At 67.0% G+C, this 15,115-nt stretch carries 9 protein-coding genes and 2 pseudogenes; 3 read left to right on the top strand and 8 right to left on the bottom strand.

The window, feature by feature from the left end; all coding sequences use genetic code 11:
• Positions 1 to 52: 52 nt before the first annotated feature.
• The 5 genes from FKV23_RS15970 to glnA all read right to left on the bottom strand — a co-directional run bounded on the left by FKV23_RS15970 (position 53) and on the right by glnA (position 5,642).
• Positions 53 to 1,087, bottom strand: coding sequence for a two-component system sensor histidine kinase NtrB (locus FKV23_RS15970; protein ID WP_141624754.1), 1,035 nt, complete (start codon positions 1,085 to 1,087; stop codon positions 53 to 55).
• Positions 1,088 to 1,286: 199 nt separating this feature from the next.
• Positions 1,287 to 2,723 carry an ammonium transporter gene (locus tag FKV23_RS15975; RefSeq protein WP_141624755.1) on the bottom strand — a complete coding sequence of 479 codons (1,437 nt, stop codon included), beginning with the start codon at positions 2,721 to 2,723 and terminating at the stop codon, positions 1,287 to 1,289.
• Between the two features lie 118 nt (positions 2,724 to 2,841).
• The gene (locus tag FKV23_RS15980; RefSeq protein ID WP_141624756.1) at positions 2,842 to 3,180 is read right to left on the bottom strand and encodes a P-II family nitrogen regulator; all 339 of its coding nucleotides are present in this window, start codon (positions 3,178 to 3,180) and stop codon (positions 2,842 to 2,844) included.
• A 45-nt stretch (positions 3,181 to 3,225) separates the two neighbouring features.
• A complete protein-coding gene (locus tag FKV23_RS15985) occupies positions 3,226 to 3,999 on the bottom strand; it encodes a TorF family putative porin (protein WP_141624757.1) in 774 nt (257 codons plus the stop codon).
• A 233-nt stretch (positions 4,000 to 4,232) separates the two neighbouring features.
• A complete protein-coding gene (gene glnA, locus FKV23_RS15990; RefSeq protein WP_141624758.1) occupies positions 4,233 to 5,642 on the bottom strand; it encodes a type I glutamate--ammonia ligase in 1,410 nt (469 codons plus the stop codon).
• Positions 5,643 to 5,885: 243 nt separating this feature from the next.
• On the opposite strand from glnA, the gene FKV23_RS15995 reads away from it, so the two are divergent.
• Positions 5,886 to 6,917, top strand: a complete 1,032-nt coding sequence (locus FKV23_RS15995) for a LacI family DNA-binding transcriptional regulator (protein ID WP_141624759.1) — start codon at positions 5,886 to 5,888, stop codon at positions 6,915 to 6,917.
• Positions 6,918 to 6,953: 36 nt separating this feature from the next.
• On the opposite strand, the gene FKV23_RS16000 is transcribed toward FKV23_RS15995, so the two are convergent.
• The 3 genes and pseudogenes from FKV23_RS16000 to FKV23_RS17875 all read right to left on the bottom strand — a co-directional run.
• Positions 6,954 to 8,693 carry an alpha-amylase family glycosyl hydrolase gene (locus tag FKV23_RS16000; RefSeq protein WP_141624760.1) on the bottom strand — a complete coding sequence of 580 codons (1,740 nt, stop codon included), beginning with the start codon at positions 8,691 to 8,693 and terminating at the stop codon, positions 6,954 to 6,956.
• Positions 8,690 to 9,436 (bottom strand): annotated as a pseudogene (locus FKV23_RS17870) (MFS transporter); the annotation flags it as partial. The pseudogene FKV23_RS17870 and the gene FKV23_RS16000, both read right to left, overlap by 4 nt.
• Positions 9,437 to 9,513: 77 nt before the next feature.
• A pseudogene (locus FKV23_RS17875) lies at positions 9,514 to 10,174 on the bottom strand (MFS transporter); the annotation flags it as partial.
• 342 nt (positions 10,175 to 10,516) lie between these two features.
• On the opposite strand from FKV23_RS17875, the gene FKV23_RS16010 reads away from it, so the two are divergent.
• Positions 10,517 to 12,148 (top strand): alpha-glucosidase family protein, encoded by a 1,632-nt coding sequence (locus FKV23_RS16010; RefSeq protein ID WP_141624762.1) that lies wholly within the window; start codon positions 10,517 to 10,519, stop codon positions 12,146 to 12,148.
• A gap of 21 nt (positions 12,149 to 12,169) precedes the next feature.
• Positions 12,170 to 14,872, top strand: a complete 2,703-nt coding sequence (locus FKV23_RS16015) for an alpha-1,6-glucosidase domain-containing protein (RefSeq protein WP_141624763.1) — start codon at positions 12,170 to 12,172, stop codon at positions 14,870 to 14,872.
• The last annotated feature ends 243 nt before the right edge of the window (positions 14,873 to 15,115 follow it).

Consider the following 15,115-nt stretch of genomic DNA (forward strand, 5'->3'; position numbering starts at 1 on the left):
CCAATGCCGATTGTCCGACCCATGTGCGCCAGCAACAATCGTCAACTGACAACTACTCTACCGCCGACATCGGCAACAGCAGGGTGAACACTGTGTGGCCAGGACGCGAGCGGTAGGCCAGTGAGCCACGGTGTTCGCGCGCGACCTGCTGGGCCAACGCCAACCCCAGGCCGCTGCCTTCGGCGCGTCCTGAAACCAGTGGCAGGAACAGCCGGTCGGCCAGTTCTTCGGGAATCCCGCGACCGTCGTCGACGATCTCCAGCCGCAACGCCACGTGATGCAGTTCCTCGCCGATACGCACGGCATGCTCGGCACGGGTACGCAGGGTGACGTGGGTGGCACCGGCCTCGATCGCATTGCGGACCAGGTTCCAGACCGCCTGCACCAGGCGGTCGGCGTCGCCCATCAGCTCGGGCAGGCTGGGATCGTAGTCGCGCAGCAGGCGCACCGCCCAGCCGGCGTCGCTCTCGTTCAGGCGCAGCACGCGTTCAAGCACGGCATGGATGTTCAGCGGTGCCGGCGGGCGCGGCGGCGATGGACTCATCAGCTGGTCGATCAGGCCGGCCAGTCGCGCGACCTCGTCGTCGATCAACCGCACCAGTTCGCGCGATTCGGCATCGTCCACCCGCCGCGACAGCAGCTGTGCGGCACCCTTCAGCCCCGCCAGCGGGTTGCGCAGCTCATGCGCGAGCCCCTTGAGCGAGGCCGACAGCGCCGATGGCAGCAGCAGGGCCGGGTCGTCGCCGGGGAACTCGTCGACCGGATGCGCCTCCATCCGCCAGCCGCCTTCGGTGGTGCGGCTGAGCCAGAGGTCGGCAAAGCATTCGTCATGGTCGGTGAAACGCAACCGCGCGCGACGCAGGCGCAACGGCGCCCCCTCTTCGGCCGGTCGCTTCAACGCTTCGGCGAGGCGGCCGTCGCCGGCGTCCAGCGACGCCATCGGCCAGCCGAGCAGGCGCCTCGCACCAACGCCAAGCCAGCCTGACATCGCCGTGTTGCAGGCGACGACCGCCCCGGAGGCGTCGCACCAGGCGATCGGCGTGGTCAGACTGTCGAACGGGCTTTCAGTGAGGTCGGCGGCCGGCATGCCCCCATGGTAGAGCGTGCTCCCGGCTCTGCGTAGCGATTCCGCCATCGGGACCATCCGGGCGGGAGCCCATGCCGATCGCAACTGGGCGTTGGCAGGGAAACGGCCTTGCAACGAAGTGGGGCGGCCAAAGCGGCCGCCCCAGTCCGTCTCCCCCGGGACCTGCCCGGCGACACCAGGCCGCCGGGCGTTGTCCCGATCAGCTCTCGTAGGCCGACTCGCCATGCGAGGCGATGTCCAGGCCCTCGCGCTCGGACTCCTCCGGCACGCGCAGCCCGACCACCAGCTTGACCAGCCCGAAGGCGATCGCGGCGACAACGCCGGACCAGACGATGGTGATCACCACGCCCTCGGCCTGGACCAGCACCTGCGAGACGATCGAGAAGTCCTCGTCACCGATGCCGCCCAGGGACGGCGCGGTGAACACGCCGGTCAGGATCGCGCCGATGATGCCGCCCAGGCCGTGCACGCCGAACACGTCGAGCGAGTCGTCGGCATTGAGCAACTTCTTCAGACCGGTCACGCCCCATACGCACAGCGCACCGGCGAGCAGGCCGATCACGATCGCGCCCATCGGACCGACCGAGCCGCAGGCCGGGGTGATCGCGACCAGGCCGGCGACCACGCCCGAAGCCGCGCCGAGCATCGACGGCTTGCCCTTGAGGAGGGCCTCGACCGCGCTCCAGGCCAGCGCCGCAGCCGCCGGGGCGAGCAGGGTGTTGAGGAAGGCCAGCGCGGCACCCGAGGTCGCTTCCAGGTTGGAGCCGGCGTTGAAGCCGAACCAGCCCACCCACAGCAGCGAGGCGCCGACCATGCAGAAGGTCAGGCTGTGCGGCTTGATCGCCTCGCGGCCGTAGCCGGTGCGCTTGCCGATCAGCCAGGCGCCGACCAGGCCGGCGACACCGGCGTTGATGTGCACGACGGTGCCGCCGGCGAAGTCCAGCGCGCCCTTGTCGAGCAGGTAGCCGCCCTCGCCCCAGACCATGTGCGCGATCGGCAGGTAGGCGAAGGTGAACCACAGCACCGAGAACAACAGCACCGCGCTGAACTTGATCCGCTCGGCGAACGCGCCGACGACCAGCGCCGCGGTGATGCCGGCGAAAGTGGCCTGGAAGGCGATGAACACGTATTCGGGCAGCATCACGCCATCGGTGAAGGTGGCCGCCAGGCTGTCCGGGGTCACCCCCGACAGGAACAGCTTGTCGAAGCCGCCGATGATCGTGCCCGCGCTGCCGAAGGCCAGCGAATAGCCGTAGATCGCCCACAGCACCACCACCAGCGAGAACACCGCCAGCACCTGCATCAACACGCTCAGCACGTTCTTGGCGCGCACCAGGCCGCCGTAGAACAGGGCCAAACCGGGCACGGTCATCAGCACGACCAGCAAGGTCGAGACCAGCATCCAGGCGATGTCGCCCTTGTCGACGATCGGCGCGACGTCCTCGACCACCTCCTGGATCACTTCCTGCGCCGATGCCAGCGCGGGCGCCACCAGCGCCGGCAGCGCGGACAACGCCGCCAGCGGTCGCGGGAAGCGGAACGCATCGACCGCGCGACGCTGCGCCGGCGAAAGCGCACTGGTATCGCGACTGTCATCCCCGCGCAGGCGGGGATCAGGTGTCTTTGAATCGGTCATTTCGTCTTTCCCCTTGATTGCGTCTACGAATGAGGCGTCACCGGTCGCCCGCCTGCGCGGAGGCGACGGCGGAAACGGCTCGTACGGGCGGTGGCGATGGATGTCCATGGCCACCGCCTCAAAGCGCGTCGTCGTCGAGCTCGCCGGTGCGGATACGCACCGTGGCCTCGAGGTGACTGACGAAGATCTTGCCGTCACCGACCTTGCCGGTCTTCGCACCCGACTGAAGCGCCTCCAGCGCGGGTTCGAGCATGGCGTCGGGCACGGCGCACTCGACCTTCAACTTGGGCAGGAAATCGACGACGTACTCGGCGCCGCGGTACAGCTCGGTGTGGCCCTTCTGCCGACCGAAGCCCTTGACTTCGGTGACGGTGATGCCGGACACACCGACTTCGGTGAGCGCCTCGCGCACCTCGTCGAGCTTGAACGGCCGGATGATTGCAGTGATCAGTTTCATGCACGTGCTCCGTGGCGATGTTGCGGACGGTTGGGCGGGCCGTGTTCAGAAGGACTTGGTGACGGACAGGGTCCAGGTCTCGTCCGGCCCGATCAGGTCGTTGTCGTTGTAGGCAAAGGCGATATCGAAGCCGCCGTCGAAGCTCTTGCCGACGCCGACCGACCAGAACGCGTAGTCGCTGGCCGGGTCGTGCTTCACCCACTGTTTGCCGACGGCGCCGTCGAGGGTCCAGCTCGGTGCGAACTCCCAGCTGGTGCCCAGTTCCAGCGCCTGGCTGCCATCGGAATCGTCGACGCCGAACCAGTCGGTCAACGCATACGAATAGGTGAGCGAGAGGATGTTCCACTCGAGGCCGAAGTAGAGCTCGGCGGTGTCGGCCTTGTTGAAGCCCGAGGGATAACTGCCCGGGTACCAGTAGTAGATCGCGCCGACGTCGTAGCTGATGCCGCTGTCGCCGAACTCGCCGCCGTAACCGAAATAGACGTCGAGCTCGACCTGGCTGGAGATGTCGGGATCGGAATCGGCCAGCCAGCTGATGCTGCTGCCCCAGGCACCGACGTAGAAACCGCTGTCGTCGGTGTACTCGATGCCGCCCTGGATCGCCGGCTTCTCGTCGGTCTGGGTGATGCCGCGGAACAGGTAGTCGCTGGTCAGGGTGAGTTCGCCCGATACCTCACCGGCCTGTGCATGGCCCATCCCGAGGCCGGCCAGCAGTACGCACGACACCACGGGAGCCAGAATGCGGCCGGCCGCGGTGCGATGGGTCGCGACACGGTGGCGTGAAACACAACGCTTGCTGCTATTGATCTGAGACGACATGACACAGGCTCCTCATATGCGATGGCCCTCCCCGGTCATTGCTTTCGTGCTCGTACGGCAGGGCCTCGAAGCCCCGCCGCATCCTGTTTCCAGGCAAATTCAGGGCAAAAGCCGCCCTGCGGCGGGCACGCCCACCGTTGTGGTCCTTCTTTCGTTGCGGTAGTGCGGGGTCCCTTGCCCCACCGTGCGACGGCCGGACTTGTGCCGTCCGGTCCGCCGCGGGTGCTACGCGATCAGTTCGCGTAGTACATCTGGTACTCGAGCGGGTGAGTGGCCGCGCGGAACCGGGTGACTTCGTCCATCTTCAGCGCGATATAGCCGTCGATGAAGTCGTCGGAGAACACGCCGCCGGCCTTGAGGAACTCGCGGTCCTTGTCCAGCGCCTCCAGCGCCTGGTCGAGGCTGTGGCACACGGTCGGGATGCCCTTTTCCTCTTCCGGCGGCAGGTCGTAGAGATCCTTGTCGCTCGGCGCGCCGGGGTCGATCTGGTTCTTGATGCCGTCCAGGCCGGCCATCATCAGCGCGGCGAAGGTCAGGTAGCCCGACTGCACCGGATCCGGGAAACGGAACTCGATCCGGCGCGCCTTCGGGTTGGACACGAACGGGATCCGGCAGCTGGCCGAACGGTTGCGGGCCGAATAGGCCAGCATCACCGGCGCCTCGAAGCCCGGGACCAGGCGCTTGTAGCTGTTGGTGCTGGCGTTGGTGAATGCGTTGATCGCGCGCGCGTGCTTGAACACGCCGCCGATGTACCACAGCGCCATCTGGCTCAGGCCGCCGTAGCCGTCGCCGCTGAACAGGTTCTTGCCATCCTTCGCCAGCGACTGGTGCACGTGCATGCCGCTGCCGTTGTCGCCGACGATCGGCTTGGGCATGAAGGTCGCGGTCTTGCCGTTGCGGAAGGCCACGTTCTTGACGATGTACTTGAGCATCAACAGCTCGTCGGCCTTCTTGACCAGCGAGTTGAACTTGGTGCCGATCTCGCACTGGCCGGCATTGGCGACCTCGTGGTGATGCACCTCGACCTCGATGCCGACCTGCTCCAGGGTCTTGCACATCTCGGCGCGGATGTCGTGCAGCGAGTCGACCGGCGGCACCGGGAAATAGCCGCCCTTGATGCCCGGGCGATAGCCGCTGTTGCCGCCTTCGTACTCGCGCGCCGAGTTCCAGTGCGCTTCCTCGGAATCGACGTGGAAGAAGGTGTGGCCCATCTCGTTGCCGTAGCGGACCGAATCGAACACGAAGAACTCCGGTTCCGGGCCGAAGAACGCCTGCTCGGCGATGCCGCTGGCCTTGAGGTAGGCCTCGGCGCGCTTGGCGACGCCGCGCGGGTCGCGCGAGTAGGACTGCATGGTGGACGGATCGAGCACGTCGCAGACCATGACCAGGGTCGGGTCGGCGGCGAACGGGTCGAGGTAGGCGGTGGCCGGATCCGGCATCAGCACCATGTCGGACTCGTTGATGCCTTTCCAGCCGTTGATCGAGGAACCGTCGAACATCTTGCCGTCCTCGAACAGGCCGGCGTCGACGATCGACTGGGGATAGGTCACGTGGTGCTGGGTGCCGCGCATGTCGGCGAAGCGCAGGTCGACGAATTCGACCTTGTGGTCACGGATGAGCTTTTCGACGTTTTCGAGCGACATGGTGCTGACGGCCTTTCCGGTTGAGTGGATGTGCCATCTTGTACGCAAGCGGCATGCCAACCCAAGAGCCATCGCAAGCCATTGATTTCATACATGTCGGCTCGCCAGCTGCGGGCGAGATGCACCACAATTGCGCAGCGCCGGCCGCCTCCTGCACCCGATTGGCGCATGCTCCGGACCGCCGCCCCCGGCATCCCGGTAGAATGGGTCCGTTCCACGTTCCGTCCATGGGAGGAGGGCCCGATGGGCAGACGATCCAGGGTCACGTCGATCGATATCGCACACCGCGCCGGGGTCTCCCAGGCCACCGTGTCGCGCGTGCTCAGCGGCAGCCCGCTGGTCAACGCCGAGACCCGCAAGCGGGTCGAGGAGGCGGTGCGCGAGCTCAACTACAAGGTCGACCGCCACGCCTCCAGCCTGCGTACCCAGCGCTCCGGCACGCTGGCCCTGCTGCTGTTCGAGGACCCGACCCCGGACGACTCGCACATCAATCCGTTCTTCCTGTCGATGCTGGGCTCGATCACCCGCGCCTGCGCCCGCTACGGCCACGACCTGCTGGTCTCGTTCCAGCAACTGTCCGACGACTGGCATGCCGACTACGAGGACAGCATGAAGGCCGACGGCCTGATCCTGCTCGGCTACGGCGACTACCTGGCCTACCGCGGCAAGCTGGAAACCCTGGTCGGCCAGGGCACCCGCTTCGTACGCTGGGGCGCGGTGCTGCCGGACCAGCCGGGCATCTCGATCGGCTGCGACAACTTCCACGGCGGCCGCCTGGTCGGCGAACACCTGCTCGGCCTCGGCCGCAGCAGGATCGCCTTTCTCGGCGACGCCTCCAGCCACTACCCGGAGTTCTTCGACCGTTACCGCGGCTGCGACGCCGCCCTGCACGAAGCCGGCCTGCGCATGGACGAGGGCCTGCAGGTCGACGCGGTCAGCGCCGAGGAGGCCGGCTACGACGCCGCCCGTACCCTGCTCGCGCGGGGGGGCGAATTCGATGCGGTGTTCGCCGCCAGCGACCTGATCGCGATCGGCGCGATGCGGGCACTGGCCGAAAGCGGCCGGCGGGTGCCCGAGGACATCGTGGTCAGCGGCTTCGACGACATCCCCGCCGCCCGCTTCGCCCAGCCGGCGCTGACCACTGTGTTCCAGGACACCACGCGGGCCGGCGCGCTGCTGGTCGAGTCGCTGATCGCGCAGATCCGCGGCGAGGAAGTGCGGAGCATCACCCTGCCGGCTTCACTGGTGGTGCGGCGCTCGACCGGGGCGGAGTAACCGCTCGCTTCCAGCTCCGCAGGGTAGATAGAGTCGCTAGTTCTTCGGCCCGCCGATCCGCTCCGCCATCGCCTCGTCCAGCGCCGCGCGCAGGTCGGCGCGGCGGACCGGGGCATTGAGCAGCCAGACCTCGACGCCATGCGCGGGCACGGTCGCCTGCAGCGTGCCGCTGTCTTCCACTACCTGCCGGTCACCGGAAATCGCGGCACGCCATTCGCCCGGCTGCAGCCAGCGTTCGACCTCGAAGGCCGCTGGCGCGTCGCCCTTGTTGAGCATGACCAGCGCGATCTGCGCGAAGCCGCCTTCCTGCAGCACGCGATAGAACACCGCACGGTCGCCGGCCATCTCCACGTTCAATTGCAGTCCGCGCTGCAGCGCCGGCGTGGCCTCGCGCACCTTGGCGATGCGACGCAGCGCGGCATGGATCGGGTGGCCCTCGGCGGCGTTGACGCGCGGCTGGCCGAAGTAGTTGCGGTTGCCGGCATGCTCGCCGGTGCCGCGCATGAAGCCGACCTCCGAGCCGTAGTAGATGACCGGGATGCCGCGCGCGGTGAACAGGAAGTTGTGCGCGTCGATGAAGCCTTCGTCGCTCGCATCCATGCGCGGCATGTCGTGGTTGTCGTAGAAGGTCATCAGCTCGTACGGGTTGTGGTACGGGCCGCCGGTCAGATACAGCGCATCGACGATGTGCTCGTAGCCGTGCTTCCCATCATCGTGCTGCTTCACACTGAACACCGCGTCGATGCGCTCCTTGAGTGGAAAGTCGAGCACGCTGACGCCGCCGTTCTCCGGCCAGGTGAACGGGGCTATGTTCTCGGCCGCGTAGTCGAAGGCCTCCCCGAACATGAAGAAGTCCGGATGCTCGGCACGGATGCAGTCGCTGAACGACTTCCAGAATGCGACCGGCATGTGGCGGATGGTGTCGATGCGGAATGCGTCGGCGCCCTGCCCGGCCCACTTCAGATAGGCCCGGCAGAAGTAGTCGAGCACGACCGGGCTGGTGTCGTCGTTGTTGGACAGCTGGGCCAGGTCCGGCTCGGCATGGAAGAATGCGTGCAGCGGGTTGTTTTCCGGGTCCAGTTCGCCCGGGTGCAGGTTCTGGTGATCGGCGATCAGGGTGCCGTCGGCGTCGAAGATCTGCCCGAACCCGGGCTGGGGCTCTGGCATCGTGTACGACGGCGAGCCGTGGTTGGCGACGATGTCGAGCACAGTCTTGAGCCCGTGCTTCCTCAGACCCCGGGTCAACCCGGCGAAATCCAGCTTGCGGCTCGGCAGATGCTCGTCGAGCTCGAAGAAATTGACGCCCCAGTAACCGTGGTAGCCGGTCTTGCCGCGATCCTTGAAGAACGCGTCCGAACCGATCGGATCGCCGCCGGTGAAAGCTTCGTCCGGGTTGTCGACGATCGGAGTGATCCAGACCGCGCCGAAACCCATGTCGGCAATGTAGCCGGCGTTGTCGAGCAGGCCTTTGAAATCGCCGCCGAGGTAGCCGATGTTGGCACCGTTCGCGCCGGCGCCCGGCACCGGCCGGTCGAAGGTCCGCCGCGCGGCGTCCGGCCCGCCCTGATCGCGGTGGTCGTTGGACGGGTCGCCGTTGACGAAACGGTCGGTGACCACGAAGTAGACCGCGTCGGATGCCAGCGGCTCCAGCGTGCCGTAATAGGCCGGGCGCAGGGTCGCGGCCGGCAGCGTCGCCGGAGCCTCGGTCGGCGAATGCGCGCAACCCGCGCCAAGCAGGGCCAGGGCGATGGCCAGGGTGGACAGCACCGGCCTCATCGCGCCGCCCCCGGCTCACGCACGCGCAACACGCACAGGCCGGCGACGATCATGCTCGCGCCACCGATCGCCAGCGCATTGATCGGCTCACCGCCGAGGAAGGTCTTGAGCATGAAGCCGAGCAGGCTGGCCGCGACCAGCTGCGGGATCACGATGAAGAAATTGAAGATGCCCATGTAGATGCCCATCTTGTCCGCCGGAAGACTATCGGAAAGCAGTGCATACGGCAGTGAAAGGATCGAGGCCCATGCAAATCCGACCCCGAGCATCGACAACAGCAGCCAGTGCGGGTCGCGGAACCACAGGAACGACAGCAGACCGAGGCCGCCCAGGCTGACGTTGACCAGGTGACTGACCCGCAGCCCCCAGCACCGCACCATCAGCGGAATCACGAGCGCGGCCAGCGCGGCGAAGCCGTTGTAGGCGGCGAACAGCACACCCACCCAGTTGGCGCCTTCGTTGTAGGCATCCGAAGCGGTGTCGGTGCTGCCGAAATGGACCTCGGTGACCGCACCGGTGGTGTAGATCCACATCGCGAACAGGGCGAACCAGGAGAAGAACTGCACCACCGCCAGCCGCCGCATGGTCCCCGGCATCACCCGCATGTCGCTGACGATGACGGCCAGCATGCGTTGCGGTTTCAGGAAGCGCGCGACCTGCAGCAGCAGGCCATAGGCGAGCAGCATGCCGGCCAACACATACAGCATCCGGCCCCAGCCGAACCACGCGATCGCGGCGACCCCGGCCGCGCCAGCCAGCAGCCAGCCCAGGCCGGTGGTAGCGGTAACCACGGGCGCGGTGGCGGTTGGCTCATGGATGACCGGTGTCGCGTCGTCGAACGCCATCAGCTGCTCGGGCGGATACTCGCGGGTGCGCAGCACGGTCCAGCCGATCGCCAGGAACAGCACCGCGCCGCCGAAGTAGAACGCGTAGCGCACCGTGTCCGGCACCTCGCCCGGCGCGGCGGTATTGGCCACCCCGGCGTGCGCCAGCAACCACGGCAGCATGCTCGCAACCACCGCGCCGACACCGATGAAGAAGCTCTGCATCGCATAACCGGTCGGCCGCTGCCGTGGTGGCAGCTGATCGCCAACGAAGGCGCGGAACGGCTCCATCGCGATGTTGATCGAGGCATCGAGCACCCACAGGGTACCGGCGGCGACCCACAGCAGCGGCGAGTTGGGCATTACGAACAGGGCCAGCGAAGCGAGGATCGCGCCGACCAGGAAGTACGGCCGGCGGCGTCCGAAGCGGCCCCAGGTGCGATCGGACATGTAGCCGATCACCGGCTGCACCAGCAGGCCGGTCAGTGGCGCGGCGATCCACAGGCCCGGCACCAGGTCCATGTCCGCGCCCAGGGTCTGGAAGATGCGGCTGACGTTGGCGTTCTGCAACGCGAAGCCGAACTGGATGCCGAGGAAGCCGAAGCACATGTTCCAGATCTGCCAGAACGTGAGTGCGGGCTTGGCGGTCGTCGACATTGTGGTGGTCGACGCCGTCGATGGTGCTGGATTCATTCGTTCCCCTTCATTGGTTCCAGTTCCGTCGTCCCGGCAAAAGCCGGGACCCATGTTGCATTTCAGGCCATCCCGATACAGCCGCGAATCAGAATGAGCCCCGGCTTTCGCCGGGACGACGACAGCTGGACGCGCAGGACTCGATCCGCCACGTCCGGCAAAGGCATGGCGCGCATGCTAGTCAGGCATCGCACTGCAACATGGAACCGTGCAAACGTATTCACCGTCCGCCATGACCTTTTGCCTGCCCCAGCGGGTCCTGAGCATGGAATAGTGGCAACCCGAAACGGTTCGGGTGGGAATGGAATGAAGACGGCTTCATGGTGGCACGGCGCGGTGATCTACCAGGTCTATCCGCGCAGTTTTCGCGACACCAACGGTGATGGTGTCGGCGACCTGCCGGGCATCGTCGAGAAGCTGGACTACATCGCCAGCCTCGGCGTCGACGCGATCTGGATATCGCCATTCTTCAAGTCGCCAATGGCCGACTTCGGCTACGACATCGCCGACTACCGCGACGTCGACCCGCTGTTCGGCACGATCGAGGACTTCGACCGCGTGCTGGCCAAGGCGCACTCGCTCGGCATCAAGGTGATGATCGACCAGGTGCTCAGCCACACTTCGATCGAGCACGCCTGGTTCCAGGAAAGCCGAGAGAGCCGCGACAACGCCAAGGCCGACTGGTATGTGTGGGCCGATGCACGCGACGACGGCACGCCGCCGAACAACTGGCTGTCGATCTTCGGCGGCGTCGCCTGGCAATGGGAGCCGCGCCGCGAACAGTACTACCTGCACAACTTCCTGACCTCGCAGCCAGACCTGAACTTCCATTGCGACGACGTGCGCGCGGCCACGCTCGACAACGTCGCGTTCTGGCTCGACCGTGGCGTCGACGGCCTGCGCCTGGATGCGATCAACTTCTGCTATCACGACGCCCAGTTGCGCGACAACCCACCCAAGCCACCGCACCTGCGCGTCGGTCGCGGCTTCAGCGCCGACAACCCGTACGCCTACCAGTACCACTACTACAACAATACCCAGCCCGAGACGTTGGGCTTCATGGAAGAACTGCGCGGGCTGATGGACCGCTACCCCGACGTGGCCGCGCTGGGCGAGTTCTCGTCGGAGGACTCGCTGGCGACGATGGCCGAGTACGTCGGCGACCAGCGCCTGCACATGGGCTACAGCTTCGAGCTGCTGACCGACGACTTCAGCGTCGATTACATCCGAGGTACGGTCGAGAACCTGGAATCGAAGATGCCGCACGGCTGGCCGTGCTGGGCGATCTCCAACCACGACGTCGAACGCGCGGTCAGCCGCTGGGGCGGCGACGAGGCCTCCGACGCGCTGGCCGCGCAACTGGTCGCGCTGGTCTGTTCGTTGCGCGGCTCGGTCTGCCTGTACCAGGGCGAGGAGCTGGGCCTGACCGAGGCCGAGGTGCCGTTCGAAGCGCTGCAGGATCCGTACGGCATCTCGTTCTGGCCGAACTTCAAGGGCCGCGACGGCTGCCGCACGCCACTGCCATGGTCGGACGCGCCCAACACCGGTTTCAGCGACGGCACGCCGTGGCTGCCGATCCCGTCCGAGCACCGCGCACGCAGCGTGCAGGCGCAGGAAACGGATCCGAACTCGGTGCTCAACACCACCCGCCGCTTCCTGCGCTGGCGCAAGACGCTGCCGGCGCTGGTACACGGCGACATCGCGTTCCTCGACACCCGCGAGCCGGTGCTGGCCTTCACCCGCGGCAACGGCGATGACCGCCTGCTGGTCGTGTTCAACCTCTCGACCACCGCGGTCGACTGGCCGCTTCCGGCAAGCACGTTTCCCGAAGGGCGGCCGCCGACTGCGCTGGACGACCACGGTCTGCTCACCGGCAAGGTCGTGGGCGGTGAACTGAAACTGCCGGGCCGCGGCGTCTATTTCGCCCGGCTCGGCTGAACCGGAAAAGGGAGGTCCACGATGAACCGCGCTCCCTTGTTTGCAGCGCTCCTGCTCGCCAGCCTGCCCGCCTGTGCCGCCCCCCTGGCCGATTGCGATGGCGATACCCACGCCCGCGTGCTACGGGCAGCCGCCTCGCCGACCCTTCCCGCAAAGAGCCACTGGCTTGACCGCCAGCGCCTGCAGTGGCCGGGGCAGGCAGTCGGAGGCGGACGCTTCCGCCTCTACCACTCCGCCAGCGGACAGCTGGTCACCGAACCGGGCACGGCCGTCACCGGCGCCGACGGCTCGCTGCCGCTGTCCGTCGACACCGATCCGCTACCGTCGGCACTGGCCGAACGCTTCGCCTTCATCGGCGAGGGCGTGCGGCTGCGACTGCAGGCCGACGATGCCACCTTGCGTGAACTGCTGCGTGGCCAGCTGCGTCTGGTACACGAGGACGCCGATGGTCACGTGCTTGCCGTCACCGATTTGCAGCATCCGGGCGTACTCGACGATCTATACGCCGCTGCCGGCATCGGACCTGCGCTCGGTCCGGAGCTTGCGGATGGCGCAACTTCGCTGCGGCTGTGGGCGCCGACCGCGAAGGCGGTGAGCGCCTGCCTGCACGCCGACGCCGGCACACCCGCCCGCGAAACCGTCCCACTCCAACGCGACGAGGCGACCGGCATGTGGTCGGTCGATTTCGAGAACGACCTGAGCGGCAACTACTACACGTACCTGGTCGACGTGTTTGTACCCGGCACCGGCATGGTGCGTAACCGCGTCACCGATCCCTACTCGGTTAGCCTGTCGGCCAACTCGAAGCGCAGCTTCATCATCGATCTCGACGATCCAGCGCTGAAGCCCGCAGGCTGGGACGGCGCGCCGCGCCCGGAACCGTTGGCGGCAATGACCGACATGGCGGTCTACGAGCTGCACGTACGCGACTTCTCGCGCGACGATGCAACCGTGCCGGAACAGCACCGCGGCAAGTACCTCGCCTTCACCGATACCGGCAGCGATGGCATGCGCCACCTGCGCGCACTGGCCGGGGCCGGCATCAGCGACATCCACCTGCTGCCGGTATTCGACCTCGCCACGGTGCCGGAGACGGACTGTGTCGTCCCGGACGTGCCTGATGCCGCGCCCGACAGCGAGGCGCAGCAGGCGGCGGTGATGGCGGTCGCCGACCGCGACTGCTTCAACTGGGGCTACGACCCGTTCCACTTCAACGCGCCGGAAGGCAGCTTCGCCAGCGATGCCGATGACGCCGCGGTGCGGGTGCGCGAGTTCCGCACGATGGTGCAGGCCCTGCATGCGGCCGGCCTGCGCGTGGGCATGGACGTGGTCTACAACCACACCAGCGCCTCCGGCCAGGACCCGCGTTCGGTGCTCGACCGCATCGTCCCGGGCTACTACCACCGCCTCGACGCCGACGGCGTGGTCGAGCAGTCGACCTGCTGCGACAACACCGCCACCGAGCACATGATGATGGCGCGGCTGATGATCGACTCGGCCGTGCTGTGGGCGAAGCACTACCGGATCGACTCGTTCCGCTTCGACCTGATGGGCCATCAGCCGCGCGAAGCGATGGAGCGACTGCAGGCTGCGGTCGATGCCGCCGCCGGTCGTCACGTGCAGCTTCTCGGCGAGGGCTGGAACTTCGGCGAGGTGGTCGACGGCGCGCGCTTCGTGCAGGCCTCGCAGCTGTCGCTGCAGGATTCGGGCATCGCCACCTTCAGCGACCGTGCCCGCGACGCGATCCGCGGCGGCGGCCCGGCCGACCGCGGCGAGGCGCTGCGCACGCCCGGCTACGTCAACGGCCTCGCAGAGAGCGACGATCACGAAGTTTTGCTGCATGCCGCCGACCTGGTCCGCGCCGGCCTCGCCGGCACCCTGCGCGACTACCGCATGCTCGCCGCCGACGGCATCGAGAAGCCGCTGTCGGCCATCGACTACAAGGGCCAGCCGGCCGGTTACGCCGCGCAGCCCGGCGAAGCGGTCAACTACGTCGAGAACCACGACAACCAGACCCTGTTCGACATCAACGCGATCAAGCTGCCGCCTGATACCCCCGCCGACGAGCGTGCGCGGGTGCAGTTGCTGGCGCTGGCATTGAACACCTTCAGCCAGGGCGTGGCCTACTTCCATGCCGGCGGCGAACTGCTGCGCTCCAAATCGCTGGACCGCAACAGCTACGACTCCGGCGACTGGTTCAATCGCGTCGACTGGACCGGCCGCGACAACTTCTTCGGCACCGGTCTGCCGCCCGCGCACGACAACCGCGAGGACTGGGAGTGGATGCGCCCGCTGCTGCACGAACCCGGCATCCGACCCGGCCCGGAGCAGATCGGCTTCGTCCGCGACGCCTTCCTCGACCTGCTGCGCATCCGCGCCGGCTCATCCCTGTTCCGCCTGCGCAGCGCCGACGCAGTGCAGCAACGGCTGCGCTTCCCCAACACCGGTCCGGAGCAGAACCCGGCGGTGATCGCCGGCCACCTCGATGGCCGCGGCTATTCCGGTGCCGAGTTCGATGAGGTGATGTACCTGGTCAACGTATCGTCGCAACCCCAATCGCTACTTCTGCAGGACGAAACCGGCAAGGACTACGTGCTGCACCCGGTGCTGCGCGACGGCACCGATCCGCGTGCACGCGAGGCCGTGTTCGATCCCGCGACAGGCCGATTCAATATCCCGGCCCGCACCACCGCGGTCTACGTGATCGAGAAGTCAGCCAACTGATCGAATGACATGAACATGTTCCGTCATCCCAAGCATGGCAAGGGATCGGCTTTCCGGCCAACGGTCCAGCCGCAGCCGGGCATGGCTTTGCAGGTCCTTCCGAAACATGGATGTTTCGGATGAGCCCCCAAGGACGGGTTTACGGCGTGTCCTGCAAAGCCATGCCCGGCTGCGGCCCACTGCAAGGCTCCAAAAGCAGATTGTTCGCCGTGCTCGGGATGGCGACAAACCACGACAACAGGA

Source organism: Lysobacter alkalisoli (genome assembly GCF_006547045.1).
Classification (GTDB): domain Bacteria; phylum Pseudomonadota; class Gammaproteobacteria; order Xanthomonadales; family Xanthomonadaceae; genus Marilutibacter; species Marilutibacter alkalisoli.